Here is a 17,578-nt window from a genome sequence, read left to right as displayed (position 1 = left end):
TAAGGTATAATAAAATGCAAAATAGTATAAGCAATTATTATTTGATACAGTACATGAAAAGTATAGGTAACTAGAACTTCTTCGGTAGTACCAAACCGTTCTCTTGCTGATGTTGTGTAAAACAAGAAAACCACGATCCAAAAGAGTATGTACTTATAAATAGAGAGATTAAATATTTTTAAAAAACGCTTCATTTTCAATTCATAAAAGTACAATAAAAACAAGTTATTGTTAGTAATTAGTGTACAAACAATGTAAAAGAGAATACAGACAAGTATTGAAGGGTTATAAATGTATTATAGGAAGTATGTGTACAAAAATTGAAGATTTGTCCTCTTTTTAAAATTACAATTTAAGTAAGTTATAGTTTTGGGGTATAAAACAATTACAAATATGAGAACTATTTTAATTTTCGTAGTAATCACTACTTTTTATCTACAATCGTGTATGCCACAAAAATTAGGTTTCACAAAAACTTTAAAGAATCCAAAATTGACAAAACTATGGGAAACCGATACAGTTTTAAATGATTTAGAATCGGTTATTTATGATAAGACTAATAATATACTTTATGTTACCTGTATTAACGGGCATTGGTTAAAACCCAATGGGAAAGGGTTTATAAGTAAAATAGATTTAAATGGTGAAATTATAAGTCATAAATGGATTGATAAAATTGAAGGGCCAACCGGAATGACTATATATAAAAATAAATTATTCGTTGCTGATTTTGATACAGTTTTAGAAATAGACCTTATTACATCAAGGATTATCAAGAAGTATAAAATTGAAGGTACAAAGCGGATCAATGATTTAACTGTAAGTGAAGATGGAACCGTTTATGGGAGTGGTACAAAAAGCGGAAAATTATTTGCATTGAAAAAAGGAAAGGCAATCATCTTAAAGAATAATTTAGAATGGCCAAACGGAGTGCTTTATGAAGATAAGAATATACTAATTGGTTTGGGTGATAAAACTATAAGCAGTTATAATTTAAAAACAAAAACTTCAAAAATAATAGCAAAAAATATATCTAATCCAGATGGAATTGTAGCTATAGGTAACGGTGATTATTTAATATCCAGTTGGGAGGGAATGATACATTATGTAACTAAAAACGGTACTAAAATCTTACTTTTAAATACTACTAAAGAAAAAGTAAACGCTGCTGATATTACTTATATACCAGAGTTAAAAATGATACTAGTACCTGCTATGTTAAAGCATAAATTAATTGCTTATAAACTTACAGATGAAAACTAAACTATTCACTTTTTTAACAATCGTTGGTATATGTATTTATGGATATTCACAAAATAAAACAATTCATTTTATTAATAAATCAGCAAAGATAGATGGAAAGTTAAACGAATTAATGTGGCAAAAAGCACAAGTATTTAGTAATTTTAATAATTATTACCCTAATGATACAGGTAAATCAGAAAATAAAACTGAAGTTAGAATGTATCATGATGGGACAAATCTATACATAGGGGTAGTATATCATGATACAACATCAAAAAGTAAAATTAGCACATTAAAACGCGACAATCATGGCGATGCTGTTGTGAGTAGTGATGCTTTTGGAATAGTATTAGACCCCTTCAACAAAGAAAATAACGGTTATTATTTCACATTAAACACTGGAAATACTCAAGTAGATGCTTTGGTAGATTTTAATGGAACTGATTACAGTTTTAATGAAAGTTGGAACTCAGTTTGGTATTCGAAAACCGGGATTAAGGGCACTAAAAAAATATACGAAATAGAAATTCCGTTTAAAGCTTTAAATTTTGATATAAATAACAATACTTGGGGTGTTCAATTTTTTTACAGAGACTTTAAGACTAATAAATGGATGACTTATACCGATATGTCACGCAACTTTTTTCAGTTTGATTTACGCTTTACAGAAGATGTAATTATTCAAAATTTACCTCAAACAAATACATCAAAATTTGTGTTAGTACCATCAGTAACTTATAATTTTGAAAAAGATGTTACTAAGAGCATACAAGAGTCTACTTTTAAACCAAGTATTGATGCGCAATATAATATAACTTCTTCTTTGAGGTTAGAGACTAGCATTAATCCTGATTTTTCGCAAGTAGATGTTGATCAACAGGTAGTTAATTTAACACGTTTTGCGATTAATTTTCCTGAGCGGCGAAACTTTTTTTTAGAAAATAGTGATTTGTTTAATAATTTAGGAACTTCTGGAGTTAATCCGTTTTATTCTCGAATAATTGGAGCTACAACAGATATGCAATTTGGATTAAAACTTTCGGGAAATATTTCTCCAAACACACGTGTCGGAATTTTAAGTGCTCAAACCAAAAAAACTGGAGGAAATCAAGCGCAAAATTATGCGGTTGTGGTTGGTCGGCATAAATTATCAAGAGACTTTACTACTACTGCTTATTGGGTTAATAGACAGCAAACTAACGGAGTCAAATTTAAAAATGATTACAACCGTGTTTTTGGTTTAAACTTAAACTATAAATCAAATAACAAGCTATGGTCTGCACAGACAAACTATGGTAAGAGCTTAAGTAATAAGATTGAATCTGATAATAGTTTTTTCAATGTTGAAGGACAATATAATTCAAGAAAGACATATGCCAAGGGAGCATTTAAAACGGTAGATAAAAATTTTATAACAGATGTGGGGTTTACACCTAGACTTTATAATTACGATGCTATAAACAATCAAGTTATTAGAAAATCATATTTAGATTCGTATTTTGTTTTTCAGAAAACGTACTATCCTACAAAATCTAAAACGATAGACCGTTTTCGTTATTTATCAGTAGTAAATGATGCATTTTGGAATAGAGAGGGGAAGCTTACCGAGATGTCTACAGTAATTGGGAATTCGATTTGGTTTAAGAAGAACTTATCATCTTTATATTTCAACTTAACACATAATTACTTCAATCTTCAATATGGGTTTGATATTCTAAACAATGGAAAACCTATACAACCAGATGTTTACAATATCTTCGATATTAAAATTGGTTACAATAACCGTTCAAGTAACAAAAATATATATTATGGTACCGAAGTTTTTTACGGTGGATATTTTAACGGAAAAAGAAGTGGTTTTAATTCCGAAATAGGTTATAGACTTTTACCATTTGCACAATTAAATATTAATTATTCTTTAAACAATATTAATCTTTATAATCTAGGAAAAGAAACCTTTCATTTGGCTCAATTTACAGGTGAAGTGTTTTTTAGTAATCGTTTAAATTGGACAACTTATGTACAGTATAACACACAGAGAAATAACTTTAACATTAATAGTCGTTTACAATGGGAATATAAACCATTGTCATATATCTATTTTGTAGTGACAGATAATTTTAATGAACAGGTTACAAGAACCAATTGGGGCATAGCATTTAAGGTTAATTATAGATTTGATTTTTAGAATATGAAGTTAAGAAAATTAATAAGTACCAGCATTGCTGTATTGTTTTTAGTATTAGGTGTAACTGGAGTTTTGATGTATATAAAACCTTATAACAAATCCATAGCCTCTATACATACAGTTTTCGGTTTTTTGTTTTCGATAGGGGTGATTTCTCACATTATTAATAATATAAAATCCCTAAAAATGTATAGTATAAATTCAAAAAATAACTTTTTAAATACTCATTCTGTAGGGTTATTATTTGTAACTGGGATATTATTAATGGGATTATTTTTTAATATTAAAGGGTTTAATACAATATATGATTTTGGGAATGAGTACAGGAATAGTTTACAGGGAAAAGAAACATTAGAGGATGGAAAGCAAAGTATTACTGTAAAGAAAGAACTTAATGATATTTCGGTTGAAATTGATGTAAAGAAAGGTGATGCGTTTCGTTACGCAATGATGGTAGTTTGGGTTGAAGATATTGATGGTAATTATATTGAAAGTTTATTTGTACCTAAATCAATTGCTACAAGTAAATATGTAAATGGTCAGAAAAATGAAAATGGAATTTGGAAATCAGCAATTGTTCGTAGACCAGAGTCATTACCGTATTGGGCACATAAAAGAGGGATTAGAGCTTCAGACGGATTATACATTCCGTTAGGGAAATCTTATGATATAGACGCTGTTTCAGGAGCAACACCAACAGATGATTTTATTATTAATTCAAAAGCAAAGATTGGAAAGTTAAATAAATTTAGAGTGTTAATGGAAGTCAATCAGTCATTTAATTGGAATAAATATTACAGTAAAGATCGTTTTCCAAATGATAGTATTTATAGTGGTTCTGGAAGAGTTGGCCAACCCGCAATTGTATATGCTATTGATGTTTATTTAGATAAGATAAAAACTTCAAAAAATTATTTTTTTGAACCAATTGGACACAGCCATCATTCTGGTAAAAATGGTAAGCTATTTAAAGAGATGTCGAAGATAACAACGGCTTTAGATATTATTGATAGAGGTATTGTGAAGGTGATTAAATAATTTTAAGAAATGAACTTTGTCTAGTCCTGAAATACGGTTACAGGTTAAGATAGACTTTAGGCTGTAGTCGTATTTCAGGACGGGTCATACTTGCAGGTAACGGTCTTGTGTATGAAACGTAGCGTATAAAAAGACACTAACTTTTCGGATAAACACAGAGCCGAATTTTTATATTTTGTTTTTAATTTTTCTCTTTTTAAAAGCCAAATTAAAAATTTAGCGGGCTTCATAAATATACACAAACCTTTCGGTTTAGCCTTTATTAGCTATGTTTTATATACCGTGTTACCTGCAGTTATTTTATGAACTGTTTTAATTTTTCAATTTCAGGTTTAAATTCAATCTCTTTTTCAATTTGAGACATCAATTTGCGTGCTTGTGTTAAAGGGTGGTTTTCAAAATCTAAATCATAAATAGGGTCTTCAGATTTATTCATCAAAGTTCCACCACTATAATTACTATCATATGGATCAGAAAACCAGTTTTTATATCCATTCTCTCCAATATCTATTTTTCCCTCTTGCATTAATTTGTCAGCTATAATAGAATCTCTTATTCCAGTCATTCCTATTTCAGGTGCTTGTATTTTTATAACATAACTACAGTTTTTAAAAGGAATTGTTAATGAAGCTAAGTAAACCATACCAGAAGGCTCTTGAGGTATTTTAAATATTGTTTTGATAGCTTGATGTTTTATATCAGAATAGTCAACTTGAATTAATCCTCCATTTGCTTGAGAAATCTGACCTCTGTAAAAAGCTCTAACTACGTCAATCTTTTTTAATGAAGGTAAGTCAGGTTTTAAGTCAAAATAATTTAAGGATAAAGCGATTGTTTGTTCAGCGTTAATCCATTGAATTATACTTTTGTCTGCTTTTTGTTTTTTCCACCCAAAATCAGGAATTACAATTGAATTTATATTTGATTTTGTTCGGTTGAAAAAGTTTATCATTTGTGAGTTAGTTTTTATTGCTGGTAACGGTCTAGTATAAGAATAGTGCGGTTTTGTGTGCGAGGATTTTCCGTAGGAAAATCAGACGTAACAAAATTGCACTAACCTTTAATTAAGCACCTAATTTAGCATTATTTTTATACATTGTTAGGCACTGGCTTTTCTTTTCGGTTAATCACTTGCCTTTAATTTTATCCCAAAACGATTTTTTAGAAATCAGATTTTTTCTATTCAAATCCAAGACTTCCTTTCCGTTCGCTTTTATTAGTAAATCCAATAATTTACTATATCCGTTTTCTATTTTAAACTCCATCTCGTTTTTATAGAGTGGAAGAACGTTATAAATATTTATTTTTCGTCCGTTTTTATTGATTTCAGTAAAATCCTTTTCGAAAGTAACAGAAGGAAGAATTAATGCACCAACATAATCGGTATCATTACCATAAGGTGTCAAATCTTCTTCTGCCTGTATTGTGTGTCCAATTCCTATCCAAGTGTCGTAAAAATGTGCGAATTTGGCTGTTCTTTTAAGAATTGAAATAATCCAATCATTTTTATTCTTCCCAGAGTAAACTTGTCCGAATTCAATACTTTTCGGAATTAGCATCATTAATTCGGCAAACTCCAAATTTTTTGGATTTTCTGCTTGTTCATCGACATTCATTTTTAACATACTCATTCCAGAAGTTAGAAGTATATTAAATGATGAATTTTCAGGTTTTATTAAATAAACATCAAGATGTAAATCCAATGTTGGGATTTCGTGAAATACGGAAACCAAGTTATCATCAAAGAATTTACTTAAATGGTCCTCAATCCATTCAGCGTGTTCGTGATAATGTTTTTTGTCCGAGAACGGATTTTGATATTCAGCCATTGGTTTTTTCAGCTTGTGCCTAACGGTTTGGCTAAGCTGCGTTTTAATGCAGTTTAGGTTTTGTTGTGCTTAGTTATTTATTTCATTTCTGTGTTTATCAGACAGACAAGGTTCAGCATATTCAAATATACCTTGATTTTCATATTCCTCTAATTTGGTTTTAATTTTCAGATAATTAGAAGATGCTAATATTTCCATAGAAAAGTATCTATCATTAAGTCCTTCAGAAGTACAGTTCATTGATTTGAATTCCTCACGAATTATCTCCTTATCAATTCCCTCTTTTATAATCGAAATCAATACAATTGAATTCCCTGAAAACTTGGTTGTTTTCCTGTAAGTTAGCATCTGTTCTAACTCATCATACTCAGCAAAAAATTCATCATCTGTTGCAATTTGGGGGCCATAAAAGGGAATACTATCCAACTTATAAATTCCGTTTTTCTCGTCAACTTTTATCGCCCACATAGTCTCAACAGTCGTTTCATCTAAAACATTGCTGTGGTATCGGAATAAAACCTTTGTGTATTTATTATTTTTCTTAGTCATTTCTTATGTCTCGTCCTGAAATATGGCTACAGGTTAAAATTGAATTTACGCTGATAATTTGTATACCATATTAGGTGTTTTATAGTCTAAAGATAAGTGTAATCTTATTTCGTTGTATAAATTAATTGCATTTTTTGTAGCTCTCTTTGCTTGTGCTACGTTATCAAAGGTTTGATCGAGATAAAACTCATCTTTTAGTATCCCATTTACACGTTCTGCCATGGCATTTTCATAACAATGATTTTCTTGAGTCATACTAATATCTATCTTTTTTCTTTTTAATATTTGCGTGTATACATTACTGCAATATTGTATACCTCTGTCTGAATGATGAATAAGTTGTTTAATATTTTTAGCTTGGTAAATGGCCTTGTTTAGTGCTCTTACACATCCTTTTAGTTCAAGACTATCGCTAAGATCATACCCAACTATTTTCCTAGAATGCATGTCAGTTATTAAGGCTAGGTAACAAAAACCTTTTAGGGTTCTAATGTATGTTATATCTGAGACCCAAACTTGATTAGATTTAGTAACTTTCATATTCTTTATTAGGTTATTGTACTTATAAAAACGATGATAAGAGTTGGTTGTTCTGGCACTAGTTTTCTTTCTTAGTGTTAGCATTTGATGTTTTCTAAGGACATTAAATAAAGTGTCTCTACCAACTTTAATATTCCCTTTATTAAAATCTACATCTAATGATTTTACAAGTTTACGTACGCCTTCTCTAGGAAGAGATTTGCGTCTTTTTCTAACTATTTTTATAATCTGTTTCTCGAGTTCTAAACGTTTATCAGCTCTAGATTTGTATTTGTAATACGCATCACGTTTAAGCCCAAAACAATGTGTTATAGTAGTTAAAGAAGCAAATCTCTTAGCTTTTTCTTTAGCTTTAATTAAGGCTTTATACTTAGCTTTTTTTTTAGTTCATTAACTGATTTGTACCCAAGGTCTTCAGCTGCTACTTCAAGGTAAGAATCCAATACCATAGCATCGAGATCCTTTTTAAGTAGTAGTTTTTTAAGCTGTTCAATCTCTTTTTGAAGTGCTTTGATTCTAGATATTTCGTCTTTAGTTTCCACTTTTACTCTGGTGTTCATTAAGTCTTTACGATTGTATTTTTTAATCCATTCGTTTACAGTTGTAGGTGCAATGGAGTAGAGTTTACAAAGTTGGCTCTTTGTGTGTTTTCCGATTGTAAGTTCGGCTAAAATTTTTAATTTGAAAGGTTCACTGTAACGTCTAATGACTTTGTCATTTCTATACATAATGTTTAAAATTATGTAGCCTTATTTCAGGACGGGTCATAATGTGTGGTAACGTGTTTGTATATGGTTTGTTACGTGGTTTAATCAACTAATTTAGTAAATAAATACTGACAAAGAAAATCCGCGAGGATTTTCGTAATTAGGTTTACCTAGCAATTAATTTTATACGATGTTACCTTTTCGTTGTTTTTAATGTGTCATTTTGGTAAATGTTAGTCCTTTCCAGATAGCTTTTTCTACCTTACCATCGTTTACTACAAATTGGACTACTGAACCTTCCTCACCCATAACAACTCTAATAGCATTAGTTCTGTGTGGTGTTGCTATATCAGATTTAAGGTTTCCAATTGTAACTATCAATTTATTTTCTTCAACTTCTTTTACTAGTAGTGTACCAAATAAATCACTTGTATAGGTTCCAGCATATAAAGAAAAAGGCAGTTCAAGTTTCCAAGTTCTTTTCGCCAATTTAATCATATATTCAGTATCTGATTTTTTCTTTTTAGTGTAGTTTTCGTGATACTCTTTTAGTTTATCTTTATAGTGAGTATCGAGGTTTTCTCGTTTAGAGAAATAATCAAATACATACGCACTAAGGAGCATATTAAGATCATAACTAATTTTTCCTTCATTTGCCATTATAACAACACCTACTCCGGTTTCTCGTACGAATGAGAATTGAGGATGCATTCCGGTAAAACTGCCAAAATGGTGTACTAGTGTATCTCCTAACGGAGTTGTCGCGATGTTCCAACCGTAACCATAACCGAATCGTTTAAGATCATACCACATTCTATTCTGCTTAGCATGTTTTAACTGGCTATTCTTAACCAAATTTGAGTCAATTACTTGTTCTCCATCGATTTTACCATTGTTTAATGCTACGACCATATATCTAGCCATATCTTTAGCAGTTGATAGTATACCTCCAGCGGCATGCATTGTATTGTCTTTTTTTTCTAAAAAAAGACGGACTAATTTATTTTCATCATTATTCTGTGTATGTGGTTTTGCAATTTCCAAACCTTGCTCAATAGCCTTAGACATTTGGGTACTTGTATGCTTCATTTTTAAGGGTTGCAATACTTCCTGCTGAACTAAAGATTTCCAATCAACCCCCAATTCTTTTTCCATAATCATTCCTAAGATGATGTATCCTGTATTGGTATATTCAAATTTACCAAAAGGAGCATCTTCGTTAACTACAGTGAATTTCTCCAATATAGTTTGTAAATTATTTTTGTCATATGAGCCTGAATAAGCTTTTAAATTCCTTAATGGGTTATTTTCTATTCCAGATGTATGTGTAATTAAGTGTTCAATTTTAATACTATCAGCTTTAAGGTCTGGAGCAAAATTAATTTCAGGTAATAATTCGGCTAATGATTTATCAAAATCGAGTTTTCCTTTAGCTTCAAGACGTAAGGCAGCCATTGCAGTAAAAGATTTGGTGATTGAAGCGATGTAAAAGAGGGTGTTTTTGCTAACCTTTATGTTTTTATCTACATCAGCCATTCCGAGATATTTCTCAAATATGATACGGTCGTCTTTTACGACCGATATAGCCATTCCATACTTCGCTCCGTATTCATTTGTAACTAATTCTATGAAATTAGTATATGCTTTATTGAACTCAGAATAGTTGGTTTTCTTTGTTTTTGTACAAGAAAAGAGTAAGATTGTGGATAAGAATAATGTTATTGTTACTTTCATAGGTATTTTATTTAAACGTTTTAATTAGAGCGCAAATTATATTTTGTAAAGGTTAAAAACTTTTTAATTTAAACATTCAATAAAATGATTACTTTTTTGTGTTTAATTAGTGAACTTTCAATTTTTCATAAATAATGAAAGGTAACGCCCCGGCTATGAAGCGTATCCCGTAGGGTATGCTTTATAGGTTTTGTTGGGCTACGTTTTTATTTTTTCTTCACAGTATATTAGTCTTTGTTCAAATACATCCATGAACTCTTTAGATTCATTCATTTCTTTTTTCATTATACTTTTGAATAGATTGATATCATTTTCTAATTCCTTTAAGTTTTTGATTTTGTCGTGAAGTAATAGATCAATTTTTATATTAAGTGCGATTATTAAATCTTTAAGATAGTTTTCATTAATGTCAGTAATTTTAATTAATAATTGTACAGACTTAGTAATTTTCAAAAGGGCTTTATCCAATTTATTATTACTTATTAAATCCATAACATAAATCCTGTATACATTAGCTATTAAAGGCTCATATATGTTTTTGTCAAATTTTATTAGTTCTTCTTCTTGCTTTAATATGTTTTCGTATAATTTTTCTTTTTGTTCTAATTTATCTATTGATCCGGCATAATCAATTTGAGAAATAATTTTTTCTCGTAGATACTTGTTTGGATTTTGTAAAGATAATTCTGAATAGAGGTTTAAAGCTTTTTTACAATAAGATTTGTCCGCTGTCAATCTGGATAGCCAAGAATATAGTTTTGCTAAAGTACTTTTACTTTTTTCATTATGATTTTGCTTGCTTTCTAAAATATTCAAGGCTTCATCGAGATTTTTTTTTGAATTAACACCATCTTTTAAGTTGTAGTAGTTGATTCCCAAATTAGCTAAACACGATGCTCTTTCATAAGAATTTGGCTCAAAAATTAAGTCTGTTAACTCTAAAGCTTTGTTGTTAAATTTCAGAGCATCTTTGTGTTGTCCATTTTCGATAAGTAAACTTGCCTGTATAGATAGTGTGTTAATGTGGTAATCTATCTCTTTTGGATTCTTTTGGATTAAGTATTTTTGAAATTCTAATGAGTTATTAATATACTGTGTAGCACTTTTGAGGTCTTTGAAAGACTGGAATATTTGAGCAAGAAATAAGCAAGTTCTATTTAGAATATGAATTGTTGAATAGTCAAGTTTTGTTTCTTTAACTGATTGGTCATTTTCTGGGCCAACAATTCGTTTAAATGTTTTAATGGCTTCAGTATAATGACCATTGATATATAGAAATTTACCAAAATAAAATAGATTTTCTAAATAGCCATAAATCTCAATAGACTTTTTGTAGTTTATTTTAGCTTCAACAATTTTTCCTTGCGCCTCTTTTACTTGGGCTATTAATAACCTTTTTTGAGAAATAACCTTTTCTTCTACTAATGAATTATTTTCATTGATAATGTTCAAAGTTGCTTCTAAATCGTTTTTTTTCAAAAAAGCATTTTTTAGCTTCATCAAGAGATTTATTCGTGGTTAATAATGACCGTTCTATATCCTCTATTTTTTCTTTGAATTGTTGTTTTTCTTTCTCTGCATTTTTTAATTCTATGGCAAGTTCAGAATTATTCATTTTGCTTAACTCATCCTTTAAATAGTATATTTCAAATTCGAGTTTTTGATATTCAGTAAATTTGGTGTAATTAAGTTTACCAGAAAATAAGTCCGATTCATGTTGCTCCTTTAAACCATTTAAAAATTTAACAGTATAATGCTTATCGTCAGAATCGATTTTTTTATGACATTCCCTGCATAGCCAAATTCCGTTTGCAACACTAGACAAAAATTCATTTGTAAGGGATGAATCGTATCTTTTGTTTGGAGCATCATTTTGCCCATTAATATGTGCGGCCTCTCCAAGGTTAATAAACTTATCTGGATTCGTATGAGGTATAGAAGTCAGGCGTTTACAAATAGAACACATTTCACCAGCTCTTTTTCTAAGAGTATTAATGGTTTTTTGTTTAAAATCTTTATTCAACAGTGTTTTCATTTATGGAGCCCAACTCGTTATATAGAGAACAAAGTTCTCGTTTATTGGTTTATAGTTCCGGATAAAAGGAACTTTAGGTAAATATATAAAGAAGTACTAAGATAACTTAATGGGTAACCGTAGTTCTTTGTTTTTAGTAAAAATACAGCCTAAAAAAGTGTAGATATAGCAATTTTGTATCCGTACAATTTTTTGTGTTTCAAACCTAAGAAATATAATTGCTTTTTGCAACTAGTAAAAATAAAAAAATGGCTGTAACCTATTTTGTAGATTCAAGTTCTAATTGTTCTCGCATATAACTATTTAAAGCGTCCTTTTTTATACCAAGAAACTTTTTAATAGCTGTATAATAGTTAGTGTTGGTTTTTCCACTTTTCATAAAATTTTTAGGCAAAAGACCAGCCTCCTTTACCTAATGTTTTTTAGCAATAAGTCCATCCAATACATAGTGCTAAGAAGTTGTAGTATTTACGTTTTTTAATTGTAGCATATTGTTTAGTCAATTTCAGGATGCTTTTTTTAATATAAGTTGGTACGTTGTATATACCATTTTAATGCTCTACCTCGGCTACCACTTACTAAAGTAGCAATACCTTCAGAAACCCAAAAATGTTTGTTGGGATAATGTACATTTACCAATATATGAAAAACTTTTTATTTGAATAATAATATTAATTAACTTAAACATTCCATATACCTTTACTTAATTCAATAACCTGACCACCAATTTTTATACTGTAGGTATCACTGGTGCATTCCCCGTTTAAATGTATATATGATTTTCTTCCCATTTGGAACCCTTGTTCTACGATAGCTGATATTTCTGAAGATTCATTTTTTAACAGATACGAAAGAAAACAACCATTTGCACTTCCTGTAGCGGCATCTTCTAGCAGGTTTTCGTTTTCAATACAAAACATTCTAGTATTAAAACTGTTTGTTTTTTCAAAAGTTTCATCAGTTACAAAAAATAAAGAAGTTGTTAGTCCAGTTGAACTGTTGGTTTTGTATTTTTTATGTAAACGTAAAAACTCGATAACTTTTTTTGAATCCAATTTTAGTTGATTAATTTCTGCTAAATTGATAATAGGAATGATTATATAGGGTAACCCCGTGCTTATTTCTTCTATTGGTTTTTTAGTATTTAATGCAGTTATATTTATTCCAAGTCCGGTAACAATTTCTTGATAATTAAAGGTTGCTATAAACTCTGGCTTTGCTTGTTTCATGATAAAATGACTACGCTCAACGTCTTTGGGTGTAGTTAAATCAATACTAATATTAGCATATTTTAAATTTAGCGATATTCGTTCTTTTGGTGTTGGTAATACGTATTTTGAAATAATAAAGGCTGTTCCCAATGATGGATGTCCTGCAAAAGGAACTTCATATTCAGGAGTGAAAATTCGAACATCAAAAGATTGGTTGTTATTATTTTTTTTAATGAACGTTATTTCAGGAAAATTAAGCTCCTTTGCTATGTTTAACATGTTTTTAGTAGAAACGTTATTTTCAAAATCAATGAAAACGGCAAGCTGATTACCTCCATATTTTATTGATGTGAAAACATCTACTAAATAATATTCTAGTTCTATCATTTTTTGTTAAATGTCAAATTTATGGTAAGGGGGGGTAAGTAAAATTAAATAAAAACGTATGTTTTTCAATTTTTTAAAGTGTCATTGGTTACTTTCTCAATTTTTGATTCAATTTCTACTATTTTTTGATGCCAATATTTTTGTGCTTCCGTGGCATTAAATTTCGGTTTTTTATCAGTGCCAGTTTTCATCTCATTAGGAATTTTCTGAAAATACTCCCAATTATAATGCCTGTCTTTTGCTATTTCGCTTTGGCTTTCTGGATCCGATTTTCGTCGTGCCCAAAATCGTTGGTGCTCAATATAATCTGCTTTTATTTTTGAAAAGTAACGAAGTAGATCATTAGAGTTCGATGGAATATAACCTGGTCCACTGCAGCCACAGGAGTGAAAAGTAATTCCAACTTCATAAAGCGTAGCCATATGCTCCCAAGATTTAATATCTTTTTTCTTAGGAGACTCAAAATCTAGCCCCATATTAGCCATAAGATCTCCACATTCAGGACATTTAGCAGGGTTTTGTTCTCTGTATTTATTATAACCATCATAAATATCTTTCTCTAATCTTCTTTTGAATGTTTTTCTACATTGAAAACACGCATAATGAGATTTATAGATTGTCATTCCATATCTACACATATTTTTGATTTTATTTAGGATGATAGTTTAGATAGTAACTTTTATGCTTTCTTCAAACTTCAAGATAACATTTTTAAATTCTTCAACTAATTTTGGAATGTTAATCTCTAATTTTGGACGATCCCAACTATCATATTTTTCTTGATCATTAAATCTTGGCCAAAAAATAAATTCATAGTAATACTCCCAAGCTTCTCTTATCAATCCATTATCAATATATATTTGAAGATGATTGTTTTTTTTATCTTGATGTATAAAGTCATCAAATAAATTAATGAATTCCGCAAAGCCTTCAATTGTTTTTTCTTCTAAAATACCTTTTTCTAAATCAGTAATTACTGAAGCTAGGTTGTAATTTATAGATTCAACCGCTTTTATTTCTTTAATAGCTGTTAACCATAAATGAATATGATTAGGAGCTATAAGTTCATTTCGTTCAGTATATAGTTTTTCTTTTAATTCTATTAAAGAAGTAGCTGTGAAAAAACTACCATTTTTATAAGTTAAAATTTTCTCAGTTTTATTGAAATCATTATCTCTATACCAAATTAAAAATAGTGGTTTTGCAAAGTTTTCTGAATGATATTTAAATATCCAAGTAGAAAATTACTCACTTAGATCTTCTAATTTTTTAATGTCTTGACCATTAATCATTATTGTTTATTCTGTTTTTAATGGAGGGATAAGTTTTGACGGAGTAAGAATATCAAATTTCTCATGTAATTCAATATTTATACCTTTTTTATTAGTGATACGTTCATAAGACTGAGTCAACCAGTCTTCTTGTTAAATGAACATAGAGTTTTTCAGCACAATGTTTTTTTAGCTTTTCTATTACTTTTTCTTTTTTCAATTATTTTAAATTTTGATGTTACTAACAACTTTATAGAGAATAAAATTTTATTTATTCTGTTGTAATTCCGAATAAATGGAATTATTGGTAAATATAGAAAAATAGTACCTTTACTCTTAGCTATGATAAAAACCAAATTGTTTTAAAATGAAAATAGCAACTTAGTTTAAAACCAAGCTGCTATTGTTTATAAGTTGTGTTTATTTTAAGTATTACCTTATAATAAAATTAGGCATTAATTAAATAAAATAAATTTGCTAAGCCAAATACAACTTCAAATACAATTCCTTGAGTAATTTGTATACTTGGTTTGCCATCCGCTTTTAAGCTAATTAATCTCCCAATAGCAAAACCTAAAAAAATTAATGAAGCAACTAAGTGTGAGTTAAAAGTTAATTTATCAATAAATATTCCAAGTGAAATAATAAGTCCGGCGCAAAGCATAACTGCAGAAATTCCTCTCATTTCATTTAATAAACTAGCATCGTTTTTAAGTGCAATTCCTGAGTTTTTTAAAAATGTTTGTATTGGATTTGTTAACCTTGCTACTCCAACAAATGCCAGTAAGAAAGCTGATAATGATAATACTATAATTCTGATAATTTCCATCTTTAGATATTTTAATTTATATATCCGCAAATTTAAATTAGGGTAGTGACAAAGATATGTCAAGGGTACTATTGGTTTTTTATATATTTTTCAAAATACTCTTTTATAGTCATCTTGTGAGGTGTGAAATATTGCTTTTCAGTTCTTATTTTTTCAATAGAATCTATTCTAAAATGTCTAAAATCATTTCGTAACCTACAAAAGGCAATTAATAAAAAGTTTCCACGAATACTATAAATAGCAAAAGGCTCAATACTCCGAGTGCTTTGTTTCTTTTCTGGTGTAATATAATGTATTGATACTATCTTATATTGAGTAATAGCTGATTGAATTTGCATTAGATTATTACTCGTTTTTTCTTCACTGTTATTACCACTAAAATAAATTCTATCAGCTAATAAGTCAGCATTTCCTTTTTGAGAATAACGTAAAATAGCTTTTATTTTTTCTAATGAACTGGTAATATTATCAACTAATGATTGGTCTTTATTTTTTATAGCCAGTTGTTCTAATGTAATTAAAGCATTTGCTTCATCTTCTGAAAATATTACAGGAGGGAGGTGATACCCTTCCATAATTGAATAGCCTTTTCCTTCTTCAGTAACAATAGGAATTCCTGATTTTTCAAGTGTTCTAATATCTCTATAAATAGTTCTTAAACTTACAGCATGTTTTTCAGCAAGTTGTCTAGCTGTAATAATCCTTTTCGATTGAAGTTGAGTAAGGATAGCAGTTAATCTTGAAAGTCTTGGTTTTTCTTTTTCTTCCATTGTATTAATTCTATTTGTTGTAAATATCTCAGGGAAACATAGTGGTGAAATAGTAATTACATACTTTTAATTTCAACAAAAGTCCTTTTTAGTCTGCTATTATATTTTTAAAAATAATACTCTAAATTATCAGGTTTCATTTTAATATTTTTTTATTCCAATTATTTCAATTATTTCAAAACAAAAAGGTTTTATGAAATTTGAAAACTTAAAAATACAGTTTGGGAAAAATACCTTTTTAATTTGTTTTTTTATAGTAAAAATTGCTTTTAAAATGAAATACTTATCTTTAAAATCCAATTAATATTAGTTAATGATAGTTGCTATGCTAGACTTTTTAAAAAAAACAGGTAAGCTAGAACCTTTCGAAATCAAAAATAGTAGTTTGGTTTTGTGTTTAGTAGCACCAGGCTTGTACTTATATTCTGTTTTAATATTTCACTATAATTTAAAAGCTCAAGAAATCCCTTATATGAGAGAGATTTTAGGAGTTGTATTTTTTATGGTCGGCTTAGCTCCATTAACAAAAAAAAGAATAGTAATTAATTATTATGGTTTATATGTTTTTTTCGCACTTTTTATATTTCAACATTATCTAACCTATACAGTTGCACTTAATAATTTTTCGTTAGATTATTTATTAGGAACTTATGTGGTAATGTTTGGGGCTATATTAATGCTTAACAATAGAGGGTTGATATTGGTCTTTAGTGCATCTCAGCTTTTACATATGGGATACAGAGTGTTAACATCTGATATAGATATTGTAACAGAAGGCGCTATTTTAATATCAACAACTACCATATTCATATATTCATTTATTATACTCAATGGTTTTATTAGATATCGTCAAGGCTTGTTAGAAGTAAATCAAAATCTAGAAGATAAAATAAAGCAGCGTACTTTAGATTTAGAAAACAGAGCTAAAGAACTATATGAACGAAATAAAGATTTAGAAGAGTTTGCTTATGTGGTATCTCACGATTTAAAAAGACCACTGCGTAATATACATACCTTAGCAAGTTGGGTTATTGAATCCGATAGATCCGATGAAGATAAAACACAAGAAGTGTCTGAAAACTTAATCACATTACAAGAACAAGTTGATCAAATGGATTTACTGATTAATGGAATATTAAATTATTCTCTTCAAATGGATAAAGAAAAAGACGTGAAACTTGTGGATGTAGATAAATTAGTTAAAAGAATTAGTAAGGTTAATTCAACGAGTACATGTATTATTAA

The 17,578-nt window shown here is 29.2% G+C and carries 17 protein-coding genes (1 of these 17 cut by a window edge); 4 read left to right on the top strand and 13 right to left on the bottom strand.

What is annotated here, in order from left to right:
- Positions 1-393: 393 nt before the first annotated feature.
- Genes BLV71_RS01035 through BLV71_RS01025 form a run of 3 tightly spaced genes read left to right on the top strand, consistent with a single transcriptional unit; the run spans position 394 to position 4,471 of the window.
- The gene (locus tag BLV71_RS01035) at positions 394-1,263 is read left to right on the top strand and encodes an SMP-30/gluconolactonase/LRE family protein (RefSeq protein WP_143032744.1); all 870 of its coding nucleotides are present in this window, start codon (positions 394-396) and stop codon (positions 1,261-1,263) included.
- On the top strand, positions 1,253-3,433 hold the full coding sequence (locus tag BLV71_RS01030; protein WP_093868748.1) for a DUF5916 domain-containing protein: 2,181 nt from the start codon (positions 1,253-1,255) through the stop codon (positions 3,431-3,433). Before BLV71_RS01035 ends, BLV71_RS01030 begins: the two co-directional genes overlap by 11 nt.
- A 3-nt stretch (positions 3,434-3,436) precedes the next feature.
- Positions 3,437-4,471 carry a DUF4405 domain-containing protein gene (locus BLV71_RS01025; protein WP_093868747.1) on the top strand — a complete coding sequence of 345 codons (1,035 nt, stop codon included), beginning with the start codon at positions 3,437-3,439 and terminating at the stop codon, positions 4,469-4,471.
- Between the two features lie 295 nt (positions 4,472-4,766).
- On the opposite strand, the gene BLV71_RS01020 is transcribed toward BLV71_RS01025, so the two are convergent.
- The 13 genes from BLV71_RS01020 to BLV71_RS00965 form a co-directional block, all read right to left on the bottom strand.
- Positions 4,767-5,423, bottom strand: coding sequence for a hypothetical protein (locus BLV71_RS01020; RefSeq protein ID WP_093868746.1), 657 nt, complete (start codon positions 5,421-5,423; stop codon positions 4,767-4,769).
- Positions 5,424-5,598: 175 nt separating this feature from the next.
- Entirely contained in the window at positions 5,599-6,300 is a 702-nt protein-coding gene (locus tag BLV71_RS01015; RefSeq protein WP_093868745.1) for a suppressor of fused domain protein, read from the bottom strand.
- Positions 6,301-6,369: 69 nt separating this feature from the next.
- Complete coding sequence (locus BLV71_RS01010; RefSeq protein ID WP_093868744.1) at positions 6,370-6,849, bottom strand: DUF4265 domain-containing protein; 480 nt, start codon at positions 6,847-6,849, stop codon at positions 6,370-6,372.
- Positions 6,850-6,894: 45 nt separating this feature from the next.
- Positions 6,895-7,746, bottom strand: coding sequence for an IS3 family transposase (locus BLV71_RS01005; RefSeq protein ID WP_143032743.1), 852 nt, complete (start codon positions 7,744-7,746; stop codon positions 6,895-6,897).
- Entirely contained in the window at positions 7,746-8,117 is a 372-nt protein-coding gene (locus BLV71_RS01000; RefSeq protein ID WP_093868742.1) for a transposase, read from the bottom strand. Before BLV71_RS01000 ends, BLV71_RS01005 begins: the two co-directional genes overlap by 1 nt.
- 189 nt (positions 8,118-8,306) lie before the next feature.
- Positions 8,307-9,830 (bottom strand): serine hydrolase domain-containing protein, encoded by a 1,524-nt coding sequence (locus BLV71_RS00995; RefSeq protein ID WP_093868741.1) that lies wholly within the window; start codon positions 9,828-9,830, stop codon positions 8,307-8,309.
- A 198-nt stretch (positions 9,831-10,028) separates the two neighbouring features.
- On the bottom strand, positions 10,029-11,309 hold the full coding sequence (locus tag BLV71_RS00990; protein ID WP_143032742.1) for a tetratricopeptide repeat protein: 1,281 nt from the start codon (positions 11,307-11,309) through the stop codon (positions 10,029-10,031).
- The gene (locus BLV71_RS00985; RefSeq protein ID WP_093868739.1) at positions 11,266-11,865 is read right to left on the bottom strand and encodes an HNH endonuclease; all 600 of its coding nucleotides are present in this window, start codon (positions 11,863-11,865) and stop codon (positions 11,266-11,268) included. The genes BLV71_RS00990 and BLV71_RS00985 overlap by 44 nt, the downstream gene beginning before the upstream one ends.
- Positions 11,866-12,545: 680 nt before the next feature.
- Complete coding sequence (locus BLV71_RS00980; protein WP_093868738.1) at positions 12,546-13,463, bottom strand: PhzF family phenazine biosynthesis protein; 918 nt, start codon at positions 13,461-13,463, stop codon at positions 12,546-12,548.
- Between the two features lie 65 nt (positions 13,464-13,528).
- On the bottom strand, positions 13,529-14,101 hold the full coding sequence (locus BLV71_RS00975) for a hypothetical protein (protein WP_093868737.1): 573 nt from the start codon (positions 14,099-14,101) through the stop codon (positions 13,529-13,531).
- 27 nt (positions 14,102-14,128) lie between these two features.
- Positions 14,129-14,305 carry a hypothetical protein gene (locus tag BLV71_RS18415; protein ID WP_176974323.1) on the bottom strand — a complete coding sequence of 59 codons (177 nt, stop codon included), beginning with the start codon at positions 14,303-14,305 and terminating at the stop codon, positions 14,129-14,131.
- 877 nt (positions 14,306-15,182) lie between these two features.
- On the bottom strand, positions 15,183-15,563 hold the full coding sequence (locus BLV71_RS00970) for a DUF4345 domain-containing protein (RefSeq protein ID WP_093868736.1): 381 nt from the start codon (positions 15,561-15,563) through the stop codon (positions 15,183-15,185).
- Positions 15,564-15,631: 68 nt separating this feature from the next.
- Positions 15,632-16,333, bottom strand: coding sequence for a helix-turn-helix transcriptional regulator (locus BLV71_RS00965; protein WP_093868735.1), 702 nt, complete (start codon positions 16,331-16,333; stop codon positions 15,632-15,634).
- Between the two features lie 325 nt (positions 16,334-16,658).
- On the opposite strand from BLV71_RS00965, the gene BLV71_RS00960 reads away from it, so the two are divergent.
- Positions 16,659-17,578, top strand: the 5' portion of a protein-coding gene (locus BLV71_RS00960) for a sensor histidine kinase (RefSeq protein WP_255405067.1). 361 nt of this gene lie beyond the right edge of the window; the window shows 920 of its 1,281 coding nt (coding positions 1-920); the start codon lies at positions 16,659-16,661; the stop codon falls past the right edge of the window.

The organism is Tenacibaculum sp. MAR_2010_89 (assembly GCF_900105985.1).
GTDB classification, from domain to species: Bacteria; Bacteroidota; Bacteroidia; order Flavobacteriales; family Flavobacteriaceae; genus Polaribacter; species Polaribacter halocynthiae.
The sequence above is the reverse complement of the archived record's forward strand: the minus strand, read 5'-3'. Positions and strand labels throughout refer to the sequence as shown.

What these genes read in the sequence shown, in the direction of transcription:
- BLV71_RS01020 (WP_093868746.1), bottom strand. Translation starts at nt 5,423, where the DNA reads ATGATAAACTTTTTCAACCGAACAAAATCAAATATAAATTCAATTGTA.
- BLV71_RS00995 (WP_093868741.1), bottom strand. Translation starts at nt 9,830, where the DNA reads ATGAAAGTAACAATAACATTATTCTTATCCACAATCTTACTCTTTTCT.
- BLV71_RS01035 (WP_143032744.1), top strand. Translation starts at nt 394, where the DNA reads ATGAGAACTATTTTAATTTTCGTAGTAATCACTACTTTTTATCTACAA.
- BLV71_RS00980 (WP_093868738.1), bottom strand. Translation starts at nt 13,463, where the DNA reads ATGATAGAACTAGAATATTATTTAGTAGATGTTTTCACATCAATAAAA.
- BLV71_RS00970 (WP_093868736.1), bottom strand. Translation starts at nt 15,563, where the DNA reads ATGGAAATTATCAGAATTATAGTATTATCATTATCAGCTTTCTTACTG.
- BLV71_RS01010 (WP_093868744.1), bottom strand. Translation starts at nt 6,849, where the DNA reads ATGACTAAGAAAAATAATAAATACACAAAGGTTTTATTCCGATACCAC.
- BLV71_RS00985 (WP_093868739.1), bottom strand. Translation starts at nt 11,865, where the DNA reads ATGAAAACACTGTTGAATAAAGATTTTAAACAAAAAACCATTAATACT.
- BLV71_RS00975 (WP_093868737.1), bottom strand. Translation starts at nt 14,101, where the DNA reads ATGTGTAGATATGGAATGACAATCTATAAATCTCATTATGCGTGTTTT.
- BLV71_RS01015 (WP_093868745.1), bottom strand. Translation starts at nt 6,300, where the DNA reads ATGGCTGAATATCAAAATCCGTTCTCGGACAAAAAACATTATCACGAA.
- BLV71_RS01030 (WP_093868748.1), top strand. Translation starts at nt 1,253, where the DNA reads ATGAAAACTAAACTATTCACTTTTTTAACAATCGTTGGTATATGTATT.
- BLV71_RS01025 (WP_093868747.1), top strand. Translation starts at nt 3,437, where the DNA reads ATGAAGTTAAGAAAATTAATAAGTACCAGCATTGCTGTATTGTTTTTA.
- BLV71_RS01000 (WP_093868742.1), bottom strand. Translation starts at nt 8,117, where the DNA reads ATGTATAGAAATGACAAAGTCATTAGACGTTACAGTGAACCTTTCAAA.
- BLV71_RS00965 (WP_093868735.1), bottom strand. Translation starts at nt 16,333, where the DNA reads ATGGAAGAAAAAGAAAAACCAAGACTTTCAAGATTAACTGCTATCCTT.